The organism is Micromonospora sp. LZ34 (genome assembly GCF_052981855.1).
This window is the reverse complement of record NZ_JBRIQN010000051.1, coordinates 1-26023: the sequence shown is the minus strand read 5'-3', so window position 1 is coordinate 26023 and position 26023 is coordinate 1. Positions and strand designations below refer to the sequence as shown.

Sequence of the window (26023 nt, the reverse complement as noted above, 5' to 3'; positions counted from 1 at the left end):
CCGGACCCGGACCGGGTAGGAGGCGGTCATGCCCACCGACAGCCCCGCCGGAGTCCTCTTCGACGTCGACGGCACCCTCGTCGACACCACCTATCTGCACACCGTGAGCTGGTGGGAGGCGCTGCGCCAGGACGAGCAGCCGGTGCCGATGGCGACCATCCACCGAGCCATCGGGATGGGCTCGGACAAGCTGCTCGACCACCTGCTCGGCCCGGAACGCGACCGCGACGCCGACGGCCGGCTGCGCGACGCCCACGACACCCTGTACGGCGAGTACTGGGAGCGGCTCGAACCGCTGCCCCGCGCCGCCGACCTGCTGCGGGCCTGCGCCGAGCGGGGCCTGCGGGTGGTGCTCGCCACCTCGGCCGCCGAACACGAGGTGGCCGCCCTGCGCCGGGCGCTGGCCGCGGACGACGTGATCGACACCGTCACCTCGTCGGCGGACGCCAAGCAGAGCAAGCCGGCGCCGGACATCCTGGTCGCCGCGCTGGACCAGTCCGGGCTGGACGCCGCCCGGGTGGTCTTCGTCGGCGACTCGGTCTGGGACGTCGCCGCCGCCGCCAAGCTGGACATCCCCTGCGTGGGGCTGACCTGCGGCGGCACCAGCCGCGGCGAGCTGGCCGGCGCCGGCGCGGTGGCCGTCTACGAGGATCCGGCCGCGCTGCTGGCGGCGCTGCCCGATTCGCCCATCGCCACCCGCCGGTGACGTCGCCGCCGGCGTCACGCGGCCGGGAGGAATACGGACACCCTCGGCGGGGCATGGTCTGACACCACCTGCCCGCACCCGCGGGCGAGGCGAGGGGTGGTGTCGTGGAGCCGGTGGCCGTCGCGTTCGCGGTGGTGGGTCTCGGTGCGCTGCTGGCGGGCATCCTGCCCCGGGTGCTGGAACGCCGACCACTCTCCATGCCGATCGCCTTCCTCGCGCTCGGCATGCTGATCTTCCTGCTCCCCACCGGCCTGCCCGACCCGGACCCGCTGGTGCACGAGGAGATCGCCACCCACCTCACCGAGATCGGCGTGATCGTCGCGCTGATGGGCGCCGGCCTGAAGATCGACCGGCCGCTGAGCTGGCGGCGGTGGTCGTCCACCTGGCGGCTGCTGGCCATCGCGATGCCGGTGTGCATCGCGGCGGTGGCCCTGCTCGGCTGGTGGTGGGCCGGCCTGGTGCCGGCCGCCGCGCTGCTGCTGGGCGCGGCGCTCGCCCCCACCGACCCGGTGCTCGCCTCCGACGTGCAGGTCGGCGAACCCACCGACGTGGAGGACTCCGAGGACGAGGTGCGCTTCGCGCTCACCTCCGAGGCGGGGCTCAACGACGGGCTGGCCTTCCCGTTCGTCTACGCGGCCATCGCCGTCGCCACCACCAGCCTCGCCCCCGCCGACTGGCTGGGCCGGTGGCTCGCCGTCGACGTGCTCTACAAGGTGGTGGTCGGGGTGTTCGGCGGCTGGCTGGTCGGCTGGCTGCTCGGCAAGCTCTTCTTCCGGGCGCCCAGCACGTTCCGGCTGGCCCGGCACGCCGAGGGCTTCCTCGCGCTGGCCGCGACCTTCCTGGCCTACGGACTGGTGGAGGTGGCCGGCGGGTACGGCTTCCTGGCCGTGTTCGTGGCCGCCCGGGCGATCCGGGCCGCCGAGCGCACCCACGAGTTCCACTCCGTGCTGCACGACTTCGCCGAGCAGGTCGAGCGGCTGCTGACCGTGCTGCTGCTGCTGCTGCTCTTCGGCGGCGCGGTGGTCGGCGGTCTGCTCGCCCCGCTGACCTGGCCGGCCGCCGCGGTCGGGCTGGCGCTGGTCTTCCTGGTCCGACCGCTGGTGGGCTGGCTGTCGCTGCGCGGCGCGCCCGGCCGGCCCGCCGAGCACTGGGTGATCGCGCTGTTCGGCATCCGCGGCGTCGGCTCGTTCTTCTACCTGGCGTACGCCACCACGAAGGCGGACTTCCCGCAGGCGGAACTGGTCTGGGCCACCGTCGGCCTGGTGGTGATCGTCTCCGTGGTGGTGCACGGGATCGCGGCCACCCCGGTGATGCAACTGCTGGACCGGGCGGGCGAGCGCACCGCCGACCCGGCGGAGCGGACGGGCGAGCCGGTCGCCGGCGCCGCCCGAGCCTGACCCGCCTGCTGGCCGCCACGGCGACCTTCCACCCACCCCGGCCGGGCGGCCCGGCGCCGCCCCCGGCAGGGACGCCCTCCGCCCGCCCGGCGCGCAGGCGGGTCAGCGCAGCCGGTCGACCAGGGCCCGGCCCAGGTCGCGGCCCGACCGCCAGGCGCTCTGCACCCGGGGCGGCCCGAACGCGTCCCCGGCCAGCCCGACGCCGTCCGCGTCGAGGTGGTACGTCCCCTCCGCGCGCGCCAACGGCTTGGCGTAGGTCCAACGGTGCACGTGCACCAGTTCCGCCGGCTCGGGCAGCCCGAGCAGGTCCCGGACGGCCTGCTCGATGGCGGGGCCGGCCCCGGTCGGCTGGGCCAGGTGGCCGGCGGCGAACCCGGGCGTGGTGTGCGCGACCAGCACCGGGGCGTCGTCACCCCGCCGGTCGCCGTCGTCGCAGACCAGGCCGAGCACCGGGTGGTCGTTGACGAACGCGCCCCGGAACCGGGCCCACCGGCGGGTCGGAAAGCGCAGCACCGCGGCGAGCGAGGGCGACCAGCGCTGCTCCTGGGCGGCCCTGGTGGCCGCGGCCAGCGCCGGGTCGAGCAGCAGCGCGGCCTGCGGCCCGGGCACGGCCAGCGCCACCGCAGCGCAGGGACGCCCGTCGACCACCGGGCCCGGCTCGACGCCGAGCACCAGCCGGTCGACCACCACGGGCAGCTCGCGGGCCAGGTGTTCGACCAGGGACCGCAGCCCGTGCGGCGCCGCCCAGCGCATCGGGCCCGGCACCTCCCGGCGCCCGTCGGCGCCGTACGCGACGAAGGTGTCGGTCCACTCCCGGGTCAGGCCGGCGGCCCGCCACCGGTCGACCACGTCGGCGAAGTCCGGGTCGCTGACGGTGAGGTAGGCGGCGCCGGTGTCGGCCGGCCGGCCGTCGAAGCGCCGGCTCGCCATCCGGCCGCCCGGCACCCGGGCCCGCTCCCGGATCTCCACCGGGATGCCGGCGCGGTGCAGTTCCGCCGCGCACGCCACACCGGCGATGCCGGCGCCGACCACCACCACTGCCGCCCGGCCCGCCGTCACCCGGCGATCGTATGCGCCCCGCGCCCGGGCGGCCCCGGTTCCCGATGTCCGCGGGTCGCGGCTCGACGAAACCGGCGCCCGGCGCATGAATCGGCGCCGGGCCGGGTATTGGCACGCCTGTTCGAAGGAAGGTGGAGATCATGACGGATCGCAGCAGCAGCCAGCCCGACCCGCGGGGCGCGATCAAGGACCCGGACGAGTGGGTCACCGGCGAGGAGCCGCCGACCGCGGCCCAGGAGTCGTACCTGTCCACGCTGGCCCGGGAGGCCGACGCGGAGGTGCCGGAGGGGCTGACCAAGGCGGAGGCCTCGAAGCGGATCGACGAACTCCAGGCGGAGACCGGCCGAGGGCAGTGAGCCGTCAGCGCGGTGGCAGGCGGTGCAGCTCGACCTCGTCGAGCCGCCCCGCCGCCACCCGGGCGGTCAGGTAGGTGGCGTACGGCTGGGCCCGGCGGTCGGTCGGCGACCCCGGGTTGAGCAGCCGCAGGCCACCGGGGGCCACGGTGTCCCAGGGGATGTGCGAGTGGCCGAAGACCAGCAGGTCGCAGTCGGGGAAGCGGGCCGCGCAGCGCTCCTCCCGCCGGGTGCGCTGGCCGGTCTCGTGCACCACCGCCACCCGCAGCCCGGCCAGCTCCACCCGGGCGATCTCGGGCAGCCGGGCGCGCAGCGGCGGACCGTCGTTGTTGCCGTAGACCCCGATCAGCCGGCGGGAACGGGCCTGCATCGCGTCCAGCAGCGCCAGGTCCACCCAGTCCCCGGCGTGCAGCACCACGTCGGCGGCGTCGATCGCCGCCCAGAGCGGCGCCGGGAGGTCCCGGGCCCGCTTCGGCACGTGGGTGTCGGCGGTGATGACCAGGCGCATCCCCGCATTGTCCCGGCTCACCCCGCGTCGCGCCGGGAGCGCGCGGCAACCGGGTCTTCACATGGCGGCGATCAGGCCGTAGGTTGACGTCGATGCATGGGAGCGCTTCCAGCGTCACTCGTCGATCCAATCAGGAGAGCTCATGAGAAGCAGACCGGCGCTCGCCGCGGCCGCCGCCGCGCTTACCGTCGCCGCCACCGTCGGCATCCTCCGGGCGCCGGCGGCGTCGGCGGCCGATTCGGCCTTCCACGTCGACCCGGCCACCGCCGCCGCGGCCTGGGTCGCCGCCAACCCGGGTGACCCACGGGCCGCCGTGATCCGGGACCGGATCGCGAACGTGCCGCAGGGTCGCTGGTTCACCCGCACCAACACCTCGACCGTACGGGCCGAGGTGGACGCCCTGGTCGGCGCGGCGGCCGCCGCCGGCAAGGTGCCGATCCTGGTGGTCTACAACATCCCCAACCGGGACTGCAGCGGGGCGAGCGGCGGCGGCGCCCCGGACCACGCCACCTACCGCCAGTGGGTCGACCAGGTGGCGGCCGGGCTGGCCGGCAGGCCGGCCACCATCGTGCTGGAGCCGGACGTGCTGCCGCTGATGACCAACTGCCAGAGCGCCGGCCAGCAGGCCGAGACGATGGCCTCGATGGCGTACGCCGGCAGGCGGCTCAAGGCCGGCTCGGCCGCCGCGAAGGTCTACTTCGACGCCGGCCACTCGGCCTGGCTCTCCCCCGCCGAGGCGGCCGCCCGGCTCACCGGCGCGGACATCGCGAACAGCGCGGACGGCATCTCGCTGAACGTCTCCAACTACCGCCGCACCGCAGACGAGGTCGCGTACGCCAAGGCGGTGATCGCCGCGACCGGGGTGTCCGGGCTCAAGGCGGTCATCGACACCAGCCGCAACGGCAACGGTCCGGCCGGCTCCGAGTGGTGCGACCCCGCCGGCCGGGCGATCGGCACGCCGAGCACCACCGCCACCGGCGACCCGGCGATCGACGCGTTCCTCTGGGTGAAGCTGCCGGGCGAGGCCGACGGGTGCATCGCCCCGGCCGGCCAGTTCGTGCCGCAGCGGGCGTACGACCTGGCCGTCGCGGCCGGGCCCACGACTGCGCCGCCCACCACGACGCCGCCCACCACCACGCCCCCGACCACCACCACTCCCCCGACCACGCCCCCGCCGACCAGCCCGCCGCCGGCCGGCGGCTGCGCGGTGACGTACGCGCCGAACTCCTGGCCGGGCGGGTTCACCGCCGAACTGCGGGTGACCAACCACGGCGCCGCGCGCAGCGGATGGACGCTCACCTTCACCGCCGGTGCCGGGGTGCGGCTGAGCAACGGCTGGAACGGCGAGTGGAGCCAGTCCGGCGACCGGATCACCGTCCGCAACGTCGCCTGGAACGCCAGCCTGCCCGCCGGCGGCACGGTCACCGTCGGTTTCCAGGGCACGTACTCCGGCACCACCCTGCCCGCGCCGGGCGGCTTCGCGCTCGACGGCGTGGCCTGCACCTGACCCGCCCCCGGGCCGTTCCCCGGCGTCGCCGTCGAGGAACGGCCCGGGCGGGCGGCGCTGCGTAGGATCGGGCGGGTGGTCTCCAACGGGGTCGACGAGCGGCAGCCGTCGGTCGGCGGGCTGCTGCGCCGGTGGCGGCAGCGACGCGGACTGAGCCAGCTCGCCCTCTCCACCGAGGCCGAGATCTCCACCCGGCACCTGAGCTTCGTGGAGACCGGGCGCTCGGTGCCGAGCCGGGAGATGGTGCTCCGGCTCGCCGACCACCTCGACGTGCCGCTGCGGGAGCGCAACCGGCTGCTGCGCGCCGCCGGCTACGCCCCGGTCTACTCGCAGGCGCCGCTGGACGCGCCGGAGCTGCGCGGGGTGCTCGACGCGGTACGCCTGGTGCTGCGCGCGCACGAGCCGTACCCGGCGGTGGCCGTGGACCGGCTGTGGAACCTGGTCGCCGGCAACGCCACCGTGCCGCTGCTCACCGCGGGGGTGGCCGCCGACCTGCTCCGGCCACCGGTCAACGCGCTGCGGCTGACCCTGCACCCGGCGGGCCTGGCGCCCCGGATCGCCAACCTCGGCCAGTGGCGGGCGCACCTGCTCGGCCGGTTGCGCCGGCAGGCGGCGCTCACCGGCGACGCCGACCTCACCGCGCTCCACGAGGAGCTGCGGGGCTACCCCGGCGGGCCGGAGCCCGCGGCCGAGCCGACCGGTCGTGGCGAGGTGGTGGTGCCGCTGCGGCTGCGCCACCCCGGCGGCGAGCTGACCTTCCTCAGCACGGTGTCGACCTTCGGCACGCCGCTCGACGTGACCGTGGAGGAGCTCGCCGTCGAGTCGTTCCTCCCCGCCGACGCGGCCACCGCCGCGTACCTGCGGGACGCTTCCCCCCGGTCCTGACCCGCCCCGGCGGCCTCCCGGCGGGAGCCCCCGCAGCCGCCGCCGCATCCGTCGCCCGGGCGGAGTTACCGGCGGGCCCCGAGGGGAACGCAACGGCTTCACGAAGGAGGACGCTCATGACCAATCCCAGCTCGGCCTGGCGTCCCGGGATGCCCGGCGGCGAGACCCTCCCGTCCGGTCCGGCAGGCCGCGTGGCGGCGCCCGGCGGCGACGGACACGGGCCGGAGACGGGCCCGCCCACCGTGACGATCGGCTCGTATCCGGACTATCCGGCCGCCCAGCGGGTGGTGGACTATCTGGCGGACAACCGGTTCCCGGTGGAGCACAGCGCCATCGTGGGCACCAACCTCACCCTGGTCGAGACGGTGCTCGGCCGGATGACGACCGGACGGGCCGCGCTCGTCGGCGCCGGCACCGGGGCCTGGTTCGGCCTGTTCATCGGGCTGCTCTTCGGCATCTTCACGGTCGGCAACTGGCTGGCGGTGATCCTGGTCGGCCTGGTGATCGGCGCGATCTGGGGCGCGGTCTTCGGCGCGGTGGCGCACGCGATGACCGGCGGCCAGCGCGACTTCACCTCGGCCAGCTCGCTGCGCGCCGGCCAGTACGCGGTGATCGTCGACGTCCAGTTCGCCGAGCAGGCCCGGCAACTGCTGGGCCGGATGCAGCTGACCGGACCCCGCCAGCAGCCGGCCTGACCGGCACCCCCAGACACCGCGACGGCCCCGGGGACTTCCTCCGGGGCCGTCGCCATGTCCGGACTGTCACGTACGCGAGGCAGCCTCGAGCCGCGCCGCTCCCGCGTGGTTCGTTCAAAGCTGCACGACCGATCTCCAGCCGGCGTTCAACCCCCACCGATCCCGAGCACGAGTCCACTAGTCAAAATTTGAAACAGTGCTACTCTGGTGGCGTGACCGAGAGCCTGGACAGCGCCCGACTCGCCGCCTGGCGCGCGTACATCGAGGCCAGCCAACGGCTGTTCACCCAGCTGGAGGACGACCTGCGCGCCGACAGCGAGCTGAGCTTCGCCGACTACCACGTGCTGGTGCTGCTCTCCGAGGCGCCGGGGCAGCGGCTGCGGATGGGCGACCTGGCCAGCCGGCTGGTCTTCTCGCCGAGCCGGCTGACGTACCAGATCTCGTCCATGCAGAAGCGCGGCCTGGTGGCCCGGCAGCCCTGCCCGGACGACCGGCGCGGCAGTGAGGCGGTGCTCACCGCCGCCGGGCTGCTCACCCTGCGCGAGGCCGCCCCGCACCACCTGAAGTCGGTCCGCACCCACCTGATGGACGACCTCGACGACGCCGAGGTCGCCTGCCTCACCCGGGTCTTCGAGCGGCTCGGCCGGCGCCTGCGCGCCGAACGCGACGCGTCGACCACCCCTGACGACAGCGACAGCTAAGGAGCCCGCGATGCCCGCCATCACCGTCGACAACATGCTCGTCCTGCCCCGCCTGCCCCGGCTCGACGAGTCCACCACCTTCCGGCCGGTCCGCCGGCTGACCACCGCGCCCAGCGGCTACGAGGGCGAGGGCTTCCCGGTCCGCCGGGCCTTCGCCGGAGTGCCGATGAGCGAGCTGGACCCGTTCATCCACCTGGACCAGATGGGCGAGGTGGAGTACGCCCCCGGCGAGCCGAAGGGCACTCCCTGGCACCCGCACCGCGGCTTCGAGACGGTGACCTACATCATCGACGGCATCTTCGACCACCAGGACTCGCACGGCGGCGGCGGCACCATCACCGACGGCGACACCCAGTGGATGACCGCCGGCAGCGGCCTGCTGCACATCGAGGCCCCGCCGGAGCACCTGGTGGTCAGCGGCGGGCTGTTCCACGGCACCCAGCTCTGGGTCAACCTGCCCCGGGTGGCGAAGATGATCCCCCCGAAGTACCAGGACATCCGCGGCCGGGAGTCCGCCCTGCTCACCACGCCGGACGGCGGCGCGCTGATCCGGGTGATCGCGGGCGAGGTCGCCGGCCACCGGGGGCCGGGCTCCACGCACACCCCGATCACCGTCACGCACGTGACGGTCCAGCCGGGGGCGCAGGTCGACCTGCCCTGGCGGCCGGACTTCAACGCCCTGGTCTACGTGCTCGCCGGGCGCGGCACGGTCGGCGCCGAGGCGCGTCCGGTGCACACCGGCCAGCTCGCCGTGCACGGCCCGGGCGACGCGCTCCGGTTCGCCGCGGACGCCCGGCAGGACAGCCACACCCCGACGCTGGAGCTCTACATCATGGGCGGCGAGCCGATCCGGGAGCCGGTGGCGCACTACGGCCCGTTCGTGATGAACACCCGCGACGAGCTGATCCAGGCGTTCGAGGACTTCCAGGCCGGCAAGCTCGGCGTCATCCCCGCGCAGCGGCTGCCGCACACCGAGGGCCAGGGCCCGCGGCCCTGACCGGCGCAGTGGCGAGCGCCCCGGTCCGGACCGGGGCGCTCACCGCTGTCCAGGGTGTCCCGGGGTCAGGACACGGCGAATATGCCCGCGACGCCGAGGATCACCATCACCAACACGGCCACCAGCGCACCCCGCTCACTCTCCACCGCCTGCTCGCGGTACTCGGTCGCGGAGTTCGTCGTCTCGCCGGGCATGGTGTGGCCTCCTCGGTTGTTCGCGTCGCGTCTGCTCGGTGTGCCGGCGGTGCCGCCGGGTCGGGCGCGGTGCCGGCCGGCGTGCGGACCTCCGGCGGGGGTCCTACCGTGAGGACGTGGTCGACCTCGGGAGGGCTGGAGCGGTGGCGTTGCGGGACTGGTTCCTCACCGCACCGGAACGCGCCAACCCGGTGTCTGAGTTACCCGTCTGGACCAGCGGAAACCTTGCCGAGCCGCTAATTCACGGCGCCGCCTACTTCGACCGGCTGGTCGACGAGGTGAGCGCGCTCGATGCCGGTGACCACCTCTGGTTCACCGACTGGCGGGGCGATCCCGACCAGCGGCTGCGCCCGGACGGCCCGACGGTGGCCCAGCTGTTCGCCCGGGCCGCGCAGCGCGGGGTGGTCGTCAAGGGCCTGATCTGGCGGTCCCACCTCGACGCGCTGGCCTACAGCGAGGAGGAGAACCGCGACCTCAGCGAGGCCGTCTCCGCGGCCGGCGGCGAGGTGCTGCTCGACCAGCGCGTCCGCCGGGGCGGGTCGCACCACCAGAAGCTGGTGGTGCTGCGGCACCTCGGCGCGCCGGAGCGGGACGTGGCGTTCGCCGGCGGGATCGACCTGTGCCACAGCCGGCGGGACGACGCCGCACACCGGGGCGATCCGCAGGCGGTGCGGATGTCCGCCCGCTACGGTGACCGGCCGCCCTGGCACGACGTGCAGCTCGCGCTCCGTGGCCCGGTGGTCGGGGCGCTGGACACGGTGTTCCGCGAGCGGTGGACCGACCCGATGCCGCTGGACTCGGAGAACCCGACGGCCTACCTGCGGGACCGGCTGCGCGGGGCGGACCTGCGTCCCGACCCGCTGCCCGAGCGGCCGGCCGACCCGCCACCCCGCGGACCGCACCACATCCAGGTGCTGCGCACCTACCCCGCCGTGCGGCCCCGGTACTCCTTCGCCCCGGACGGCGAGCGCACGGTGGCCCGCGGCTACACCAAGGCGGTCCGTCGGGCCCGCCGGCTGATCTATCTGGAGGACCAGTACCTCTGGTCCCACGAGGTGGCCGAACTGTTCGCCCGGGCCCTGCGCGACAACCCGGACCTGCACCTGGTGGCGGTGGTTCCCCGATACCCCGATGTGGACGGTCGGCTGGCGTTGCCGCCGAACACGGTCGGCCGGGAGCAGGCGCTGTCGCTGTGCGAACGGGCGGCGCCGGACCGGGTGCACGTGTTCGACCTGGAGAACCACTCCGGCGCGCCGGTGTACGTGCACGCCAAGGTCTGCGTGGTCGACGACGTCTGGGCCAGCGTGGGCAGCGACAACTTCAACCGCCGGTCCTGGACGCACGACAGCGAGCTGTCCTGCGCGGTGCTGGACGAGACCCGCGACCCGCGGGAGCCGACCGACCCGGCCGGCCAGGGCGACGGCGCCCGGGTCTTCGCCCGGGAGCTGCGGTTGCGGCTGTGGCGCGAGCACCTGGACCGGGACCCGGACGGCGGCGGGGACGCGGACCTGCTCGATCCGGCCGACGCGGTCGCGGCGATCACCGCCGCCGCCGACGCCCTGCAACGGTGGTACGACACCGGCCGGGTCGGTCCCCGTCCCCCGGGGCGGCTGCGCCCGCACCGGCCGGAGCGGCTGCGCTGGTACACCCGGGCCTGGGCGCTGCCCGCGTACCGGCTGGTCTACGACCCGGACGGCAGGCCGCTGCGGGCCCGTCGGGCCGGCACCTGGTAGACCCCGGGTGAGCGGTCACCGCCGCGCTGCGGCTTCACCCGCTCCACCCCCGCGCCGGGGTGCACCGGGTGGCCACCGGGGTAGGCGCTGAAGCCGCCGGGATAGGCGAACGAGGCGCGCGGCGCGTAGAACCCGAAGCCGATGGTGAGCGGGTTGGCCGGCCGCAGCGCGTAGCTGGGGTGGCCCGGTTCGAGGAACTCCACCGACTCGATGACGAACGGGGTGACCGGTTCGGCGATGTACGGGTACACCGAGCTGAGCAGTTGGCCGTCGCGGGCGGTGAAGTAGCGGTGGTGCCCGCTGCTGATCAGGCTGCCGGTCTCCCCGACCTGGCACCGGGCCCGGATCAGCGGCACCCCGTCGATGTCGGTCTCGGCGACCAGGTGGCCGCCGTGCACGTCGATGGTGGTCCGGCCGAGCACCGCCGGGGCGCCCCGGGCGGCGCCGTACTCGCGCACCCGCTGGCTGGAGGTCACGTACTGCGTCCACCAGCCGCCGGGGCTGGTGCCGCCGGGCGCGTCCACCCCGCTCAGTGACACCCCGAGATAGGTCAGCGAGTACGCCCCGAAGCCGGACGTCTGGGTGTCGTCCTCGACCACGTACTGGTTCATGAAGACCTGTCGGTCCGGTCGGGGGCGCAGGCCCGGCGGAACCAGCGCCGCGACCGCCTCGGGGTCGGCCGGCAGCCAGCTGAAGTAGAGCGCACGGCTGTTGACCACGAGCTGGGGAGCGGCTGGATCGAGCACGACGCCTCCGAACCGGACGGGTAACAGCGACGCTAGGCCGGTCCCGTCGACGGGACAACGACGGAAAGTCGACACTCCTGCCGACATGTCGGGTTGCCGGCTGCCCGGTCGGCGCATCGTGGTGGCCGAGCGGTCGGACGGCGGCGGATGTCCGGACGGTGGCCAAGTCGGACGACCGAACCGGTAATCGCCCTCACAATCACGCAGAGTTCTGTCCGCTTCGCTCCCTTGATGGCGGAAAATTACTTAAGTACATCGTACTTTCGGCTAGCTTTGGCCAAGCCGATCAGGCTAAGGTGAGTCCCGAACGGCCCATCTGAAGCTAAACCAAAGCGTCACGTCTCATATCCGCGGACGAGGTGCAGGGAGGACCACCCATGACCGCGCCAACGATCACCGAGCAGGCGACGAGCACTCCCACCGAAAAGCTCGACCCGCGAGCGCTCACCGACAGCGCCGCAGACCTGCTGAACGCGATGGCCGCACTGCCCGCCAACCACCCGTCGCGGGCCGCACTGCGCGACAAGGCGATCGAGGCCTGGCTGCCGCTGGCCAACCACCTCGCCCACCGCTACAGCGGGCGCGGCGAGCCCACCGACGACCTGGCGCAGACCGCCGCCGTCGGCCTCATCAAGGCGATCGACAAGTTCGACCCGTCCCGCGGCGTCGACTTCGCCGGCTACGCGATCCCCACCATCATCGGCGAGCTCAAGCGGCACTTCCGGGACCGCACGTGGGACATCCGGGTGCCGCGCCGGCTGCAGGAGCTGCGGCTGGCCATCTCCGACGCGAACAGCTCGCTGCTGCAGACCCTCGGCCGCTCGCCGACGGTCGCCGACATCGCCGCCCACCTCAAGATCACCGAGGAAGAGGTGCTGGAGGGCCTGGAGGGCGCCCGCGCCTACAACGCGGTGTCGCTGTCCACCCCGACCGGCGACGGCGACCGCGCCACCGAGCTGGGCGACATGCTCGGCGGCGAGGACGGCGAGTTCGAGCTGGCCGAGCTGCGGGTGGCCCTCGGCCCGGCGCTCGCCACGCTGGACGAGCGCGAGCAGAAGATCCTCACCCTGCGCTTCTACGGCAACCTGACCCAGTCGCAGATCGCCGAGCAGATCGGCGTCTCGCAGATGCACGTCTCCCGGCTGCTGGCCCGGGCGCTGACCAAGCTGCGCGGGCAGCTCGACGGCACGTACTAGAGGGGTGGTGGACGGTGGCCGGGTCGGCGGGCCCGGCCACCGTCGTGTCCGGCCACCGGGCCGCCGGGTCGGAGTGACCCGGCGGCCCGGTGCCGGTCAGCGGGGGTCCCGCCACATCGGCCAGAACGGGGTGCCGTCCGGCAGCCGGAACGGCTCACCCACCCGGTAGCCGTGCCGCGCGTACAGGTCGCGGCTGCGCTCGCTGCTCGCCTCCAGGTAGCCCGGCACGCCGTTGGCGTCCAGCCAGGCGTGGTGGTGCCGCAGCAGCGCCGTACCGAGGCCCTGCCCCTGCCGGTCCGGACGCACCGCCAGGAACGCCAGGTGGTGGTGGTCCGGGTGCGGGTGGTTGGCGGCGAAGAGCTCGTCGAGGTGGGCGAAGCGCTCGGTCCACTCACCGCAGGCCGCCGCCAGCCGGGCGGCGTAGTTCTCCGGTGGCGGCGCCGGCTCGCCGACCGAGGGGAACCAGACCGCGACGGCGGCCAGGTCCGCGCTGCCGTGGACCAGGCCGTGCCGCATCGCGTGGTCGACCAGGATCTCGAAGTGCCCGGCCAGCGCGGCCCGGCGCCGGGTCGCGTCGGGCACCAGCCACCGGGTCGCGTCGAGCACCATGAACGCCTCCGCGATCCGCCCGGCCACCAGCGCAGTCTCGGCCGGCCCGAGCCGCCGCACGGCCGCCCCGGTCGTCACCGCGGCTCCGCGCCGGCCGGGTCGGCGGCGGGGGCCACCAGCGCCGCGGTGCTCTGCGCGCCCAGACCGATCCGGGCGTACGTGTCCGGGCGGCGACGGCGCAGCACCAGCGCCCAGAGCACCCCGAGCAGGGCGGCGCCCACGTAGGCGGCGGGCACCGCCCAGCGCAGCGGCGAGTCCGGCGCCACCCCGAGCAGGGCGGCGAAGTTGTCCACCGCCAGCACCACGACCACCAGCAACGCCAGGGCGGCCAGCCCGGGGGCGACCGCCCGGCGCCAGAGCGTCTCCGCCCCGCCGGAGCGGGCGAAGAAGGCGATCACCGCGATCGAGGTGGTGGCGATCAGCAGCAGCACCCCGAAGCCGCCGCTCGTGCCGCACCAGTAGAACAGCTGCACCACCGGGTCCCAGCCGTTGGTCGCGTAGAGCACGATCACCGCGAGGCCGAGCACGCTCTGCGCCAGCGACGCCGCCCGAGGCGCCCCGGTACGCGGCGAGGTCTGCCCGAACACCGCCGGCAGCACCCGCTCCCGGCCCAGGGCGAAGGCGTACCGAGCGGTGGTGTTGTGGAAGGAGATCATCGCGGCCAGTACCGAGGTCAGGAAGAGCGCCTGGCCGATGGTGACGGCGGTGTCGCCGAGGTGCGCGCCGGCCAGGTTGAAGATCAGCCCGACGCTCTGCTCACCCGCCTCGGCGACGATCCGGTCCGGTCCCACCGCGACCGTCATGCTCCACGCGGAGAGCGCGTAGACGGCGGCGATGATGGCTACCGAGAGGTAGGTGGCCAGCGGCACGGTCCGGCGCGGGTCCTTGCTCTCCTCGCTGAACACCACCGCCGACTCGAACCCGACGAAGCCCAGGATGGCCAGCACCAGCACCGCGCCGACGCCGGGCCCGGCGAGGTTCTCCGGCGACAGGGCGGCGACGCTGACCGAGCCGCCGGCCGGGTTGGCCAGCTGCCCGAGGTCGAAGACGAGGATCACCGCGATCTCGGCGACCAGCAGCGCGGCCAGCACCCGCCCGTTGACGTCCACCCGCAGCACGCCGAGCGCGGCGACCACGGCCCAGGCCGCGAGTGCCACCACCCACCAGTCCGGGTGCGAACCGAAGAGCCGGTCCAGCACCGGCTCGGCGGCGACGCCGATGGTGCCGTAGAGCCCGACCTGGAGCGCGTTGTAGGCGATCAGGGCCACCCAGGCCGCGCCCACGCCGGCCGGCCGGCCCAGCCCCCGGGAGATGTACGCGTAGAACGCGCCCGCGTTGGCCACCCGCCGGGCCATCGCCACGTAGCCGACGGAGAAGAGCCCGAGCACCGCGGCGACCACCAGGAACGCCAGCGGGATGCCGGTGACCCCGATCACCCCGTAGCCGGTGGTGACCACGCCGGCCACCACGGTCAGCGGCGCCGCCGCGGAGAGGACGAAGAAGATCACCGAGGGGACGCCCAGCCGGCCGCGGGCCAGTGCCTCGGAAACGTTGCTCGGTCGTTCGATCGTTGTTGTCGACGGCATGGGCTGCTCCGGTTCGAGGGGAGGGGCGGGGGCAGGTGCGATCAGGGCACGCCGCGCAGCACCGCGGCGCCGACGGCCGCCTCGGTGTGCGCGACCAGCTCCTTCAGCGGCGCGGGCTGCGCCGGGACGAGCGCGCCCAACCGGTGGTGGGCGCGAGGGCCCGCGCTCCAGAGCACCTCGCGGGTCAGCCCGGCGGCGGCGATCAGCCCCAGCAGCACCGCGTCCGGCACGCTGGGCGGCTCGGGCCGTTCCAGCAGGGCACGTAGCCGGGTAGCCGGCCAGGCCGCGGCGTTGAGGTCGACCGGCTGGTAGCTGACGGTGGTGCGCAGCAGCCGCCGGCTCTCCTGGCGGCGCAGCACCCCGGCCCGGGCCAGCCGCTCCCCCACCGAGCCGACCGCGGTCTGCGCCAGGAAGCTCAGCCAGGTCCGCACCGCCTGGTGCTGGTACTCGCCGACCAGTTGGTCGAGCACCGTGTGCGCGAGCGCGTCCGCCGGCGGGCGGCGGTCCAGCACCGTGACCAGCCCGGCGGAGACGGTGAGATGTCCAGACAGGACCAGTTCGCCGAGCAGGCCGCCGGCGAGACCGAGGCCGGTCGCCGTCGGGTTGAGCCTCGCCTTGCCGCGACTGTCGTTGTGGGCGACCAGGAAGAACTCGTCGGCGATGAGCAACCGTTCCTCCCGGGCGTCCGTCCACAGTGCTCGCGACCGGGAAAGGATGCACCCACCGCAACCGCAATGCAACTCCCGTTTTCGACAGTTGCATTCCGTGCTGGCGCGACCTGCGGATCTTGTCGTGACAGACTCGGAGGGTGACCGCCAGCCCCACCGTCCGCCGCCGCCGGATCGCCCGGGAACTGCGCCAGTTGCGCGAGCGCGCGGGCATGACCCTCGACGTCGCCGCCCGGCAACTGGACATGTCGAAGAGCAACCTGTCCCGGATCGAGACCGCCCAGATCGGCATCAAGCCGCGGGACGTCCGGGCGGCGTTGGCGCTCTACCGGGTCACCGGCGCGGACGCCGAGGCGCTCATCGAGATCGCCCGCGGCGCCCAGCAGCGCGGCTGGTGGCAGAAGTACAGCGACGTGCTGCCGGACTGGTTCGAGTTCTACGTCGGATTGGAGGCGGAGGCGGCGACGCTGCGGACGTACGAGGCCGAGGCGGTGCCCGGGCTGCTGCAGACCGAGGCGTACGCCCGGGAGGTCTACCGGTTGACCGCCGGCGAGGAGGGCATCGAGCGCAAGGTCGCCGCCCGGATGCACCGGCAGTACGTGCTGCACCGGGAGAACCCGGTCGAGCTGTCGGTGGTGCTGAACGAGGCGGTGCTGTGCCGGCCGATCGGTGGCAACGCCGTGATGGCCGCCCAACTGGCCCACCTCGGCCGGATGGCTCAACTACCGAACGTAACCTTGCAGGTACTTCCCTTCACTGCCGGCGGGCACCCGGCGATGAACTCGCCGTACGTCGTGCTGACCTTCCCCGACGCCGCCGACGCCGCCGTGGTCTACCTGGAAAACCTCAGCACAGGGCTGGCTCTGGAGGAGGAGGCTCAGGTCCGCGGGTATAGCCTGGTGCACGAGGAGCTGTGCCGGGCGGCACTGCCTCCGGGGGCCTCGCTGGCCCGCCTGGAGGAGGCTTCTCGTTACTTTGCGTGACCGCCTCGGGTGCGGCACGCCGGCACAGACGAGGGGTACCGCGATGACCGCGCTCGACCTGACCCGGGCCCAGTGGCGCACCAGCACGCGCAGCGTGGGCAACGGCAACTGCGTCGAGGTCGCCGCCGCCGCCGACGGTCGGGTCGCCGTGCGGGACAGCAAGGACCGGGGTGGGCCGGTGCTGGCCTTCCCGCGGCCGGCTTGGCACGCCTTCCTCACCGGCCTGCACCGGGTACACCCCGACTGACGACCCTGGCCCGGTGCGAGACTGGGCCGTGCTCCGTGACGTGCCCCTCGACCTGCCGGTCCGGCCGGCGCTGCCGGAACTGGTGGCGGCGCTGCGCGCGACCGGGGCCGGGGTGCTGGTGGCGCCGCCGGGCACCGGGAAGACCACGCTCGCCCCGCTGGCCGTGGCCGACGAGGTGTCCGGTCGGGTGCTGGTCGCCCAGCCGCGCCGGGTGGCCGCCCGGGCCGCGGCCCGCCGGATGGCCGCGCTGCTCGGCGAGCGGGTCGGCGACCGGATCGGGTACGCGGTGCGCGGCGAGCGGCGGGTCGGCCCGCACACCCGGGTCGAGGTGGTGACGACCGGGCTGCTGGTGCGCCGGCTGCACCACGATCCGGAACTGGCCGGCACCGGCGCGGTGCTGCTCGACGAGTGCCACGAGCGGCACCTCGACGCCGACCTGGCGCTCGCCTTCACGGTCGAGGCCCGCGCCGCGCTCCGCCCGGACCTGTGGCTGCTGGCGATGTCGGCCACCCCGGAGGCGGACCGGTTCGCCGCGCTGCTCGGCGGTGCGCCCGCCCCGGCGCCGATCGTCCGGGCTCCGGCGGCGCTGCACCCGGTGACCCGGATCTGGGCCCCGCCACCCCGGCCGGTGGTCGCGCCCGGCGCCGGTCCGGTCGACCGGGCGCTGCTCGACCACGTCGCGGCCACCGTCCGGCGGGCGCTGCGCGAGCGCGACGGGGACCTGCTGGTCTTCCTGCCCGGAGCCGGCGAGATCGCCGCCGTCACCGCCCGGCTGGCAGACCTGCGCGACGAGGTGGCGGTGCTGGCGCTGCACGGCCGGCAGCGGGGCGCCGAGCAGGACGCCGCGCTGCGCCCGGCCGACCGGCGCCGGGTGGTGCTCGCGACCGCGGTGGCGGAGAGCAGCCTGACCGTGCCCGGGGTGCGGGTGGTGGTGGACGCCGGGCTGGCCCGGGTGGCCCGGACGGATCTGGCGCGCGGACTCGGCGCGCTGGTCACCGTGCCGGTGTCCCGCGCCGCGGCCACCCAGCGGGCCGGCCGGGCCGGCCGGGAGGCGCCCGGGTACGTCTACCGCTGCTGGTCGGCGGCGACCCACGAACGGTTGGCCGCCCAGCCGGCGCCGGAGATCGCCACCGCCGACCTGACCGGGTTCGCGCTCGAGCTGGCGGCCTGGGGGCGGCCGGACGGCGTCGGGCTGGCCCTGCCCGACCCGCCGCCGGCGGCGGCGCTGGCGGTGGCCCGGGAAACCCTGGCCGCCCTCGGCGCGGTCGACCCGGACGGCCGGATCACCGACCGGGGCCGGGCGATCGCCGCCGTCGGCACCCACCCAAGGCTGGCGCGGGCGCTGCTGGACGGCGCCGACCGGGTCGGCGCGGACCGCGCGGCCGAGGTGGTGGCGCTGCTCGCCGAGGACACCGTGGCCGGGCCGGGCGACGACCTGGCCGCCGCCTGGCGCCGGCTGCGCGCGGGCGCCGATCCCGGTGCCACCGCCCGCTGGCGGGCCGAGGTACGCCGGCTGCGCGCCGCCCTGCCCGTCGCACCGACCGCAGCGGGCTCGAGCGCGGGCCGGGAGGACCCGGCGACCAGGCGGGCCGGGGCCGACCGGGAGCGCCCTTCCGCCGGGCGGGGCGGCGCGTCGACCGGACGGGGCGCGCCGGGAGTCGGCCGGGACCGGCTGCCGGACGACCTCGCCGCCGGGCTGCTGGTCGGGCTGGCCCACCCGGAGCGGCTGGCCCGGGTGCGCCGGCCGGGCGGCTCGGCGTACCTGATGACCAGCGGGACTGCCGCGGAGCTGACGCCCGGGTCGGCGCTGGGCGGGTCCACCTGGCTGGCGGTCGCCGTCGCGGACCGCTCCCCCGGTGCGCCGACCGCCCGGGTGCGGCTGGCCACCCCGCTGGACGAGACGACCGCCCGGGAGGCGGCCGGCCCGTTGCTGCGCACCGAGCGGGAGGTCGCCTGGTCCGGCGGCGACGTGGTGACCCGCGAGGTGGTCCGGCTCGGCGCGGTCGAGCTGGTCGAGCGGCCGCTGGCCCGACCCGACCCGGAGGCGGTCACCGCGGCCCTGCTCACCGGGCTGAGCCGCACCGGCCTCGGCCTGCTGGACTGGACCCCGGCGGCCCGGGCGCTGCGCGAGCGGTTGGCGTTCTGCCGGCGGGCGCTCGGCGCGGACTGGCCGGACGTGACCGACGAGGCGCTGCTCGCCGCCGCCCCCGGCTGGCTGGGGCCGGAACTGGCCACCGCCCGGCGCCGGGCCGACCTGGCCCGGGTGGACGTCGCCGCGGCGCTGCGCCGGCTGCTCCCCTGGGCGCAGGCGGCCCGGCTGGACGAGCTGGCCCCGGAGCGGATCACGGTGCCCAGCGGCTCCCGGATCCGGGTCGACTACGCCGACCCGGCCGCGCCGGTGCTCGCGGTGAAGCTCCAGGAGACCTTCGGCTGGCGGGACGCGCCGCGGATCGCCGACGGCCGGGTACCGGTGCTGCTGCACCTGCTCTCCCCGGCCGGGCGCCCGGTGGCGGTCACCGCCGACCTGGCGTCGTTCTGGAGGTCCGGGTACCCGCAGGTGCGGTCGGAGCTGCGGGGCCGCTACCCGCGCCACCCCTGGCCGGAGGACCCGACCACCGCCGAGCCCACCCGGCGCACCGCCCCGCGCCGCCGCTGAACGGGCTGGTCCGCCCGCTCCGCGCCGCTCACTCCTCCACCACGTCGGCGATGACCACGGTGACGTTGTCCGGCCCGCCGGCGCGCAGCGCCAGGTCGATCAGCTTCCGGGCGCACTCGGCCCGGTCCGGGTGGCCCGCGAGCACCTCCGCGATGGTGTCCGGCCGGACCACGTTGGAGAGCCCGTCGCTGCACAGCAGCCAGCGGTCGCCGGCCCAGGGCACCATCGTGGCGTACGTCGGGGAGACCTCGTCGCCCTGCAAAGCCTGGGTGACCACCGCCCGGCGGGGGTGGCTGCTGGCCTGGTCGGGGGTGATCAGTCCCTGGTCGACGAGCATCTGCACGTAGGTGTCGTCCCGGGTGATCTGCTTGAGCACCCCTTCCCGGAACAGGTAGGCCCGGGAGTCGCCGACGTGGGCCAGGGCCAGGCAGCTGCCCGTCCGGGCAAAGAGCAGGGCGGTCAACGTGGTGCCCATGCCCTGCCGCTCCGGATCCTCGCTGACCGCCTGGCGGATCCGCGCGGTGGCCAGCTCGATGCCGCTCTGCAGCGCGGCCACCAGCGCGTCCTCCGGGGTCTCCACGTCCAGCGGAGCGACGGCGTCGATGGTGATGGCGCTGGCCAGGTCGCCGGCCGCCATCCCGCCCATGCCGTCAGCGACGGCGACCAGCCAGGTCCCGGCGTGCAGGGCGTCCTGGTTTCCGCTGCGGATCAGCCCACGGTCGCTCGTTCCCACGGAACGCAGCTTCAGGGTCATGGGAGGCAGCCTGCCAGGAGAAGGGCGCAGTTGTCTCTAGGAGATCAGGACGGCCGGGCGTGGCGCGGCGAATCTCACTGCCGGCGGGACCGGTGGTCCATCAAACAGGATCGATTGACACGGCGGCCGGGCGCTGGAAACATCGAGCCGATGGCTGGGAGCGCTCCCAGCTCACCACCACCGTGCACCTCCGTCCCCGCCGTCCCGGAAGGACACCCCGTGACGCCATCCCGACGCCGCCTCGCGTTGCTCGCCGCGGCCACCACCCTGGCCCTGACCGGCGCCGGCGCCGGCGCGGCCCAGGCCGATCCCCCGCCCGACGCCCCCGAGCAGATCGACAACGGCGACTTCAGCGCCGGTGTCTCCCCCTGGTTCTCCTACGGCACCGGCCCGCTCGCGGTGACCGACGGCCGGCTCTGCGCCACCGTCCCCGCCGGGCTGGCCAACCCGTGGGACGCCGGCATCGGCCAGGACGGGGTGCCGCTGCTCGCCGGCGCCGAGTACACCCTCGGCTTCGACGTCTCCGCCACCCCCGGCAGCGCGGTCACCGCCGTGCTGCAACTGGGCAGCGCCCCCTACACCACGTACGCCAGCGTGACCGCCACCGCCACCGGCACCGCCCAGCGGGTCGAGAAGACCTTCACCGCGCCGGCCGACAACCCGAGCGCCCAGCTGATCTTCCAGGTGGGCGGCAGCGCCGACGAGCAGACCGTCTGCCTGGACGACGTGTCGCTGCGCGGCGGCGAGCCGCCCGCGCCGTACGAGCCGGACACCGGCCCGCGGGTGCGGGTCAACCAGGTCGGCTACCTGCCCGGCGGGCCCAAGCACGCCACCGTGGTGACCGGGGCGACCGACCCGCTGCCCTGGGAACTGCGCTCCGCCGCCGGCACCGTGCTGGCCACCGGCAGCACCACCCCGCGCGGGCTGGACGCCGCCTCCGGGCAGCACGTGCAGACCCTCGACTTCTCCGCGTACCGCACCCCGGGGGCCGGGCTGACCCTGACCGTCGACGGCGAGACCAGCCACCCGTTCGACATCTCGGGCACCCTCTACGACCGGCTGCGCGCCGACTCGCTCCAGTTCTTCTACGCCCAGCGCAGCGGCATCGCCATCGACGGCGACCTGATCGGCCCCGAGTACGCCCGCCCGGCCGGGCACCTGGGCGTCGCCCCCAACCAGGGCGACACCGACGTGCCCTGCCAGCCCGGCGTCTGCGACCACCGGCTGGACGTGCGCGGCGGCTGGTACGACGCCGGCGACCACGGCAAGTACGTGGTCAACGGCGGCATCGCCACCTACCAGCTGCTGAACACCTTCGAGCGGACCAAGACCGCGCCCACCGCGGCCGGCGGCGCGGCGCTCGGCGACGGCAGCCTGCGGGTGCCCAAGCGCGGCAACGGCGTGCCGGACATCCTCGACGAGGCCCGCTGGGAGCTGGAGTTCCTGCTGCGCATGCAGGTGCCGGCCGGCGAGCCGCTCGCCGGGATGGCCCACCACAAGGTGCACGACCGGAACTGGACCGGGCTGCCGCTGCTGCCGCACGAGGACGCCCAGCCCCGCGAGCTGCATCCGCCGTCCACCGCGGCCACCCTCAACCTGGCCGCCACCGCCGCCCAGTGCGCCCGGCTCTACGCCCCGTACGACGCGGCCTTCGCCGCCCGCTGCGCCACCGCGGCCCGGACGGCGTACGCCGCCGCCGAGGCCAACCCCACCCGCTACGCCGACCCGCAGGACGGCAACGGCGGCGGCGCCTACAGCGACGGCGAGGTCAGCGACGAGTTCTACTGGGCCGCGGTGGAGCTGTACCTGACCACCGGCGAGCAGCCCTACCTGGCCGACCTGACCGCCTCCCCGCACCACACCGGCGAGGTGTTCGGGGCGCAGGGCTTCGGCTGGGCCAGCACCGCCGCGCTCGGCCGGCTCGACCTGGCCACCGTGCCGAACGGGTTGCCCGCCACCGACCTGGCACGGGTGCGCGCCTCGGTGACCGCCGCCGCCGACCGCTACCTGGCGACCCTGGGCGGCCAGGCGTACGGGCTGACCATGTCGGGCGACCGGGGCAGCTACTTCTGGGGCGCGAACAGCAACATCATCAACAACGCGGTGGTGCTGGCAACCGCGTACGACCTGACCCGGGACGCCCGGTACCGGGACGGCGCGGTGCAGGCGATGGACTACATCCTCGGCCGCAACGCGCTGAACATCTCTTACGTGACCGGCTGGGGCGACCGGGCGGCCCGCAACCAGCACAGCCGGATCTTCGCCAACCAGCTGGACCCGGCGCTGCCCAACCCGCCCGCCGGATCGATCGCCGGCGGCGCCAACGCCAACCTGGAGGATCCCTTCGCCGCGCAACTGCTCGCCGGCTGCGCCCCGATGTTCTGCTACGTCGACGACATCAACTCGTACGCGACCAACGAGGTGGCGATCAACTGGAACTCGGCGCTGGCCTGGATCGCCTCGTTCCTGGCCGACCAGGGCGACGCCGGGGCGGTGCCGGCGCCCACCTGCGCGGTCACGTACACCAACTACGGCACCTGGCACGGCGGCGCCGGCTTCACCGCCCAGGTCACCATCCGCAACACCGGCCCGACGGCGGTGCAGGGTTGGACCGCCCGGTTCGCGTTCACCGGCGACCAGAAGGTGCGCGAGGCGTGGCTGGCCAAGGTGACCCAGGCCGGTGCCACGGTGACCGGCCGCAACGAGTCGTACAACGCCCGGATCAACCCGGGCGGCACGGTGACCTTCGGGTTCAACGCGGTGACCGGCGGCGGCGCCAACCCGGCACCCGGCCTGATCACCGTCAACGGCGCACCCTGCACCGCCGGCTGAGGTGCCCCGGCGCGGGCGACCGCGCCACTGCCAGGACGTGGTGGCCTCCGGTCGAACCGGAGGCTGCCACGTCCCGGAGTTGTCGGCCCCCGCCGGCCGGGCTCCCGGACGTCGCCCCGACGTCGCCGGCCAGGGCACGCCGGGTGATGGCGCTGGGCGCCTACCGTCTAGGCATGGGCGCGACGGCGTGGATCCTGGTCGGCGTGGTGGCGGGGACGTCCGCGGTGGCGGTGGCGCTGGTGCTGCTGAGGTGGCGCCGGCGGGCGACCGCCGGGCCGGACGCCGCGATGCAGATGGCCCGGTGGGCGATCCGGCAGAACCGGCGGGCGCAGCAGCGCCGCCGGTCCCGGGTCAACATCCGCGGCAAGGGGTACGGCGGGAGCGACGGCCAGGCCATCGACGCCGGCGTCGCCAGCGATTCCGGCGGGGCCCCCTGACCGGCCGGTGGCGCGTCAGCCGAGCGGCAGGGCCTTCATGAACGCCTGCTCGGTCTTGACCTCCCGGTAGCCACGCCCCCGATAGAAGCCGTGTGCCGCGAGCCGCTCACTGCCGGAGAGCACCCGCACGGTGTGAACGCCCTGCTGGAGCGCCCACCGCTCGGCGGCTGCCACCAGGGCGCTGCCCACGCCCCGGCCGTGCTGGTCGGCGGCGACCACGAGCCCGGCGATCTCCATCCGGTCGCCGTGCAGCACGCTCGTCGTCCGGCAGGCGTGCAACCAGCCGAGCACCCGCTCGGCGTCGGCGGCGACCAGCACGACGTGCCCCGCCGACAGCCCGGCCAGGCGCCGCCCGACGTCCTCCGCCTCGACCCGGTAGCCCAGCTCGCCGCTGAGCCGGGCGATTTCCGACGCGTCACCGGCCGCGGCCCGGCGCACCTCCACAGCTGACATGGCTCTCCCTGTCCGGCGCGGCATGTGACGACCGTCGCCTCGCCGGGGACCGTAACACCGCCGGTGCCGCCCGCTACCGTCGAGCCGTGATCGGCCGAAGACCGGCATCCCGGCCGGGATGAGCCGCTGGGCGGGGTGGCCGCTGCCACCGCCCGGGCGGCTGCGCACTCTGGCGCTAGCCACCCTGGCCAACACGGTTGGCTCGGGCCTCTGGCTGGCCGGCTCGGCGCTCTACCTGACCCGGGTCGTCGGGCTGAGCCCCACGTCCGTCGGGATCGGACTGACCGTCGCCGGGCTGGTCGGGCTGACCGCCAGCGTGCCGCTCGGCGCCCTGGCCGACCGGCGTGACCCGCGTACGCTGCGGGCGCTGCTGCAGGTGCTCCAGGCCGCCGTCGCCGCGTCGTACCTGCTGGTCGACTCGTTCGCGGTCTTCCTGCTGGTGGCGACCCTGGACGCGCTGCTGCTCGCCGGCAACCTGGCCGTCCGCGCCGCGCTGGTCGCCGCGGTCGGCGGGCCCGAGGGGCGGGTGCACGCCTTCGCCACCCTGCGCGGGGTGGCCAACCTGGGCATCGCGCTCGGCGCGGGGCTGGCCGGGTTCGCGCTGGCGGCGGGCACCCCGGCGGCGTACCACCTGCTGGTGCTCGGGAACGTCGTCACCTATCTGGTCTCGGCGGCGCTGGTGCTGCGGCTGCCCGGGTATCCGCCGGCCGCGGTGCCCGCCGGCCGGCGGCGGCCGGCGCGGGCGCTGCGGGACGGGCGGTTCCTGGCGGTCAGCGCCGCGTCGGCGGTGCTCTCCCTGCACTGGGTGGTGCTCACCCTGGTGCTGCCAATGTGGGTGGTGACCCGCACCGGCGCCCCGCCGACGACGGTCTCCGCGGTGCTGCTGGTCAACACCGTGCTCACCGTGCTGTTCGCGGTCCGGTTCGGCCGGGGTGCCGACCGGGCGGCGCCCGCGGCCCGGACCATGCGCCGCGCCGGCCTGGTGCTCGCCGCGGCGATGCCGCTGTACGCCGTGACCGCCTTCCTGCCCACCGGGGCGGCGGTCGCGGTGCTGCTGCTGGCCACCGTCGGCTACACGGCGGGCGACCTGTGGCACGGCACCGCGGGCGCCGGGCTGGCCTACGACCTGGCCGCCCCGGAGGCGGTCGGCGCCTACCAGGGTGTGGACGGGCTGCTCGCCGGGCTCGCCCGGGCGCTTGGCCCGGCCCTGCTGACCTGGGCGGTGCTCGGCGGCGGCACGGCCGGCTGGCTGGCGCTGGGCGCCGTCCTCGCGGCCACCGGCCTCGCCGTGCCGCCACTCACCCGACGCGCCCTGGCGCACCGCCCCGGCGGGGGCGCCACCCCGGACCCGGCAGCCACCGCGGACGGCACCCCGGATGCGGTCACCACCGGGAACCCGGCCGGGCCCGCTCCGGCCGCCGGCGCGGCCCTGCCGGGGCCGCGCGACGACCCGGTGCCCGAGCAGGACGCGGGGCCCAGCCATCGACCGGCACCGCTGTAGCAGCATGACGGTCATGACCGACCAGCGGAGCCTGACCCTGCGCCCCGGCGGGCCGGCGGACGCGCCGGCCGTGCTGCGGCTGCTCGACGACGCCACCGCCTGGCTGGTGGCCCGGGGCCGGACCGGCCAATGGGGCACCGAACCGGCCTCGACCGATCCCCGGCGCGTCGCGCAGGCCGACGCCTGGGCCACCGGCGGCGGGCTGTGGCTGGCCGTCCTCGGCGAGCGGCCGGTCGGCGCGCTGGTGGTGGGCGCCGCCACCGAGTACGTGCCACCGGCCACCGAGCCCGAGCTGTACGTCAACCTGCTGGTCACCGACCGGGCGCACGCCGGGCTGGGGATCGGCGGCCGGCTGCTGGCGCACGCCGCGGAGCTGGCCCGCGAGCGCGGACTGGGCCTGCTCCGGGTGGACTGCTACGCCGGTGGGGACGGCGCCCTGGTCCGCTGGTACACCCGGCAGGGCTTCACGCCCACCGACCCGTTCACCGTCGAACGCCCCGGCCGTCCGCCGTGGCCCGGCCAGGTCCTCGCCCGCCGGCTCGACTGACTGTGAGGCTGGCTTGGTCGGTCCGCAGGTGATGGGCTGATGGTCGGCAGCAGTGGGCGTGACTCTTCGTCTG

General features: G+C 75.3%; 26 protein-coding genes. 17 read left to right on the top strand and 9 right to left on the bottom strand.

The annotated features are described in order from the left end of the window. Positions 1 to 28: 28 nt before the first annotated feature. Positions 29 to 706 carry an HAD family hydrolase gene (locus ACVCAH_RS31980; protein ID WP_447139970.1) on the top strand — a complete coding sequence of 226 codons (678 nt, stop codon included), beginning with the start codon at positions 29 to 31 and terminating at the stop codon, positions 704 to 706. 104 nt (positions 707 to 810) lie between these two features. After that, positions 811 to 2103, top strand: coding sequence for a cation:proton antiporter (locus tag ACVCAH_RS31975; protein ID WP_447139969.1), 1293 nt, complete (start codon positions 811 to 813; stop codon positions 2101 to 2103). Positions 2104 to 2205: 102 nt separating this feature from the next. On the opposite strand, the gene ACVCAH_RS31970 is transcribed toward ACVCAH_RS31975, so the two are convergent. Then, complete coding sequence (locus tag ACVCAH_RS31970; RefSeq protein WP_447139989.1) at positions 2206 to 3141, bottom strand: NAD(P)/FAD-dependent oxidoreductase; 936 nt, start codon at positions 3139 to 3141, stop codon at positions 2206 to 2208. 161 nt (positions 3142 to 3302) lie between these two features. Here ACVCAH_RS31970 and ACVCAH_RS31965 point away from each other — a divergent pair, with 161 nt between their 5' ends. Then, positions 3303 to 3518, top strand: coding sequence for a DUF3072 domain-containing protein (locus ACVCAH_RS31965; RefSeq protein ID WP_447139968.1), 216 nt, complete (start codon positions 3303 to 3305; stop codon positions 3516 to 3518). Between the two features lie 4 nt (positions 3519 to 3522). On the opposite strand, the gene ACVCAH_RS31960 is transcribed toward ACVCAH_RS31965, so the two are convergent. Then, complete coding sequence (locus ACVCAH_RS31960) at positions 3523 to 4023, bottom strand: metallophosphoesterase family protein (RefSeq protein WP_447139967.1); 501 nt, start codon at positions 4021 to 4023, stop codon at positions 3523 to 3525. Between the two features lie 142 nt (positions 4024 to 4165). On the opposite strand from ACVCAH_RS31960, the gene ACVCAH_RS31955 reads away from it, so the two are divergent. The 5 genes from ACVCAH_RS31955 (at position 4166) to ACVCAH_RS31935 (ending at position 8808) form a co-directional block, all read left to right on the top strand. Further along, a complete protein-coding gene (locus tag ACVCAH_RS31955) occupies positions 4166 to 5530 on the top strand; it encodes a glycoside hydrolase family 6 protein (RefSeq protein WP_447139966.1) in 1365 nt (454 codons plus the stop codon). A 75-nt stretch (positions 5531 to 5605) separates the two neighbouring features. Next, complete coding sequence (locus tag ACVCAH_RS31950) at positions 5606 to 6415, top strand: helix-turn-helix domain-containing protein (RefSeq protein ID WP_447139965.1); 810 nt, start codon at positions 5606 to 5608, stop codon at positions 6413 to 6415. A 116-nt stretch (positions 6416 to 6531) separates the two neighbouring features. After that, positions 6532 to 7110, top strand: a complete 579-nt coding sequence (locus tag ACVCAH_RS31945; protein WP_447139964.1) for a general stress protein — start codon at positions 6532 to 6534, stop codon at positions 7108 to 7110. A gap of 212 nt (positions 7111 to 7322) precedes the next feature. Then, complete coding sequence (locus tag ACVCAH_RS31940) at positions 7323 to 7811, top strand: MarR family winged helix-turn-helix transcriptional regulator (RefSeq protein WP_447139963.1); 489 nt, start codon at positions 7323 to 7325, stop codon at positions 7809 to 7811. A 10-nt stretch (positions 7812 to 7821) separates the two neighbouring features. After that, positions 7822 to 8808: a pirin family protein gene (locus ACVCAH_RS31935; RefSeq protein ID WP_447139962.1), complete on the top strand. Its 987-nt coding sequence runs from the start codon at positions 7822 to 7824 to the stop codon at positions 8806 to 8808. A gap of 65 nt (positions 8809 to 8873) precedes the next feature. On the opposite strand, the gene ACVCAH_RS31930 is transcribed toward ACVCAH_RS31935, so the two are convergent. Further along, positions 8874 to 9002, bottom strand: coding sequence for a hypothetical protein (locus tag ACVCAH_RS31930; RefSeq protein WP_302922919.1), 129 nt, complete (start codon positions 9000 to 9002; stop codon positions 8874 to 8876). A gap of 143 nt (positions 9003 to 9145) precedes the next feature. On the opposite strand from ACVCAH_RS31930, the gene ACVCAH_RS31925 reads away from it, so the two are divergent. After that, a complete protein-coding gene (locus ACVCAH_RS31925; RefSeq protein ID WP_447139988.1) occupies positions 9146 to 10735 on the top strand; it encodes a phospholipase D family protein in 1590 nt (529 codons plus the stop codon). On the opposite strand, the gene ACVCAH_RS31920 is transcribed toward ACVCAH_RS31925, so the two are convergent. Beyond that, the gene (locus ACVCAH_RS31920) at positions 10684 to 11481 is read right to left on the bottom strand and encodes a hypothetical protein (RefSeq protein WP_447139961.1); all 798 of its coding nucleotides are present in this window, start codon (positions 11479 to 11481) and stop codon (positions 10684 to 10686) included. The genes ACVCAH_RS31925 and ACVCAH_RS31920 overlap by 52 nt on opposite strands. Positions 11482 to 11858: 377 nt before the next feature. On the opposite strand from ACVCAH_RS31920, the gene ACVCAH_RS31915 reads away from it, so the two are divergent. Beyond that, positions 11859 to 12677: a SigB/SigF/SigG family RNA polymerase sigma factor gene (locus tag ACVCAH_RS31915; protein WP_447139960.1), complete on the top strand. Its 819-nt coding sequence runs from the start codon at positions 11859 to 11861 to the stop codon at positions 12675 to 12677. Between the two features lie 96 nt (positions 12678 to 12773). Here ACVCAH_RS31915 and ACVCAH_RS31910 read toward each other — a convergent pair whose 3' ends face one another. The 3 genes from ACVCAH_RS31910 to ACVCAH_RS31900 are packed head-to-tail and all read right to left on the bottom strand — an operon-like array spanning position 12774 to position 15540. After that, a complete protein-coding gene (locus ACVCAH_RS31910; protein ID WP_447139959.1) occupies positions 12774 to 13364 on the bottom strand; it encodes a GNAT family N-acetyltransferase in 591 nt (196 codons plus the stop codon). Continuing rightward, on the bottom strand, positions 13361 to 14872 hold the full coding sequence (locus tag ACVCAH_RS31905; protein ID WP_447139958.1) for an APC family permease: 1512 nt from the start codon (positions 14870 to 14872) through the stop codon (positions 13361 to 13363). Before ACVCAH_RS31905 ends, ACVCAH_RS31910 begins: the two co-directional genes overlap by 4 nt. A 41-nt stretch (positions 14873 to 14913) precedes the next feature. After that, entirely contained in the window at positions 14914 to 15540 is a 627-nt protein-coding gene (locus ACVCAH_RS31900) for a GOLPH3/VPS74 family protein (protein ID WP_447139957.1), read from the bottom strand. A gap of 140 nt (positions 15541 to 15680) precedes the next feature. Between ACVCAH_RS31900 and ACVCAH_RS31895 the strand changes: the two genes are divergently transcribed. From ACVCAH_RS31895 to ACVCAH_RS31885, 3 genes are read left to right on the top strand one after another with little or no spacing between them, the layout of a single operon-like run. Continuing rightward, on the top strand, positions 15681 to 16523 hold the full coding sequence (locus ACVCAH_RS31895; protein ID WP_447139956.1) for a helix-turn-helix domain-containing protein: 843 nt from the start codon (positions 15681 to 15683) through the stop codon (positions 16521 to 16523). Between the two features lie 43 nt (positions 16524 to 16566). Further along, positions 16567 to 16770, top strand: a complete 204-nt coding sequence (locus tag ACVCAH_RS31890) for a DUF397 domain-containing protein (protein ID WP_447139955.1) — start codon at positions 16567 to 16569, stop codon at positions 16768 to 16770. A gap of 28 nt (positions 16771 to 16798) precedes the next feature. Continuing rightward, positions 16799 to 19426 (top strand): ATP-dependent RNA helicase, encoded by a 2628-nt coding sequence (locus ACVCAH_RS31885; protein WP_447139987.1) that lies wholly within the window; start codon positions 16799 to 16801, stop codon positions 19424 to 19426. A gap of 28 nt (positions 19427 to 19454) precedes the next feature. Here ACVCAH_RS31885 and ACVCAH_RS31880 read toward each other — a convergent pair whose 3' ends face one another. Then, positions 19455 to 20180 (bottom strand): PP2C family protein-serine/threonine phosphatase, encoded by a 726-nt coding sequence (locus tag ACVCAH_RS31880; protein ID WP_447139954.1) that lies wholly within the window; start codon positions 20178 to 20180, stop codon positions 19455 to 19457. Positions 20181 to 20399: 219 nt separating this feature from the next. Here ACVCAH_RS31880 and ACVCAH_RS31875 point away from each other — a divergent pair, with 219 nt between their 5' ends. Together ACVCAH_RS31875 and ACVCAH_RS31870 are read left to right on the top strand one after the other, a co-directional pair. After that, complete coding sequence (locus ACVCAH_RS31875) at positions 20400 to 23012, top strand: glycoside hydrolase family 9 protein (RefSeq protein ID WP_447139953.1); 2613 nt, start codon at positions 20400 to 20402, stop codon at positions 23010 to 23012. 173 nt (positions 23013 to 23185) lie between these two features. Beyond that, a complete protein-coding gene (locus tag ACVCAH_RS31870) occupies positions 23186 to 23449 on the top strand; it encodes a hypothetical protein (protein ID WP_447139952.1) in 264 nt (87 codons plus the stop codon). A 15-nt stretch (positions 23450 to 23464) separates the two neighbouring features. Here ACVCAH_RS31870 and ACVCAH_RS31865 read toward each other — a convergent pair whose 3' ends face one another. After that, on the bottom strand, positions 23465 to 23902 hold the full coding sequence (locus tag ACVCAH_RS31865; RefSeq protein ID WP_447139951.1) for a GNAT family N-acetyltransferase: 438 nt from the start codon (positions 23900 to 23902) through the stop codon (positions 23465 to 23467). A gap of 118 nt (positions 23903 to 24020) precedes the next feature. Between ACVCAH_RS31865 and ACVCAH_RS31860 the strand changes: the two genes are divergently transcribed. Then, positions 24021 to 25403 (top strand): MFS transporter, encoded by a 1383-nt coding sequence (locus ACVCAH_RS31860; protein WP_447139950.1) that lies wholly within the window; start codon positions 24021 to 24023, stop codon positions 25401 to 25403. Between the two features lie 13 nt (positions 25404 to 25416). Beyond that, entirely contained in the window at positions 25417 to 25950 is a 534-nt protein-coding gene (locus ACVCAH_RS31855; RefSeq protein ID WP_447139949.1) for a GNAT family N-acetyltransferase, read from the top strand. The last annotated feature ends 73 nt before the right edge of the window (positions 25951 to 26023 follow it).

What these genes read in the sequence shown, in the direction of transcription:
- ACVCAH_RS31860 (WP_447139950.1), top strand. Translation starts at nt 24,021, where the DNA reads ATGAGCCGCTGGGCGGGGTGGCCGCTGCCACCGCCCGGGCGGCTGCGC.
- ACVCAH_RS31890 (WP_447139955.1), top strand. Translation starts at nt 16,567, where the DNA reads ATGACCGCGCTCGACCTGACCCGGGCCCAGTGGCGCACCAGCACGCGC.
- ACVCAH_RS31935 (WP_447139962.1), top strand. Translation starts at nt 7,822, where the DNA reads ATGCCCGCCATCACCGTCGACAACATGCTCGTCCTGCCCCGCCTGCCC.
- ACVCAH_RS31915 (WP_447139960.1), top strand. Translation starts at nt 11,859, where the DNA reads ATGACCGCGCCAACGATCACCGAGCAGGCGACGAGCACTCCCACCGAA.
- ACVCAH_RS31865 (WP_447139951.1), bottom strand. Translation starts at nt 23,902, where the DNA reads ATGTCAGCTGTGGAGGTGCGCCGGGCCGCGGCCGGTGACGCGTCGGAA.
- ACVCAH_RS31905 (WP_447139958.1), bottom strand. Translation starts at nt 14,872, where the DNA reads ATGCCGTCGACAACAACGATCGAACGACCGAGCAACGTTTCCGAGGCA.
- ACVCAH_RS31980 (WP_447139970.1), top strand. Translation starts at nt 29, where the DNA reads ATGCCCACCGACAGCCCCGCCGGAGTCCTCTTCGACGTCGACGGCACC.
- ACVCAH_RS31930 (WP_302922919.1), bottom strand. Translation starts at nt 9,002, where the DNA reads ATGCCCGGCGAGACGACGAACTCCGCGACCGAGTACCGCGAGCAGGCG.
- ACVCAH_RS31870 (WP_447139952.1), top strand. Translation starts at nt 23,186, where the DNA reads ATGGGCGCGACGGCGTGGATCCTGGTCGGCGTGGTGGCGGGGACGTCC.
- ACVCAH_RS31965 (WP_447139968.1), top strand. Translation starts at nt 3,303, where the DNA reads ATGACGGATCGCAGCAGCAGCCAGCCCGACCCGCGGGGCGCGATCAAG.
- ACVCAH_RS31955 (WP_447139966.1), top strand. Translation starts at nt 4,166, where the DNA reads ATGAGAAGCAGACCGGCGCTCGCCGCGGCCGCCGCCGCGCTTACCGTC.
- ACVCAH_RS31855 (WP_447139949.1), top strand. Translation starts at nt 25,417, where the DNA reads ATGACCGACCAGCGGAGCCTGACCCTGCGCCCCGGCGGGCCGGCGGAC.
- ACVCAH_RS31945 (WP_447139964.1), top strand. Translation starts at nt 6,532, where the DNA reads ATGACCAATCCCAGCTCGGCCTGGCGTCCCGGGATGCCCGGCGGCGAG.
- ACVCAH_RS31880 (WP_447139954.1), bottom strand. Translation starts at nt 20,180, where the DNA reads ATGACCCTGAAGCTGCGTTCCGTGGGAACGAGCGACCGTGGGCTGATC.
- ACVCAH_RS31960 (WP_447139967.1), bottom strand. Translation starts at nt 4,023, where the DNA reads ATGCGCCTGGTCATCACCGCCGACACCCACGTGCCGAAGCGGGCCCGG.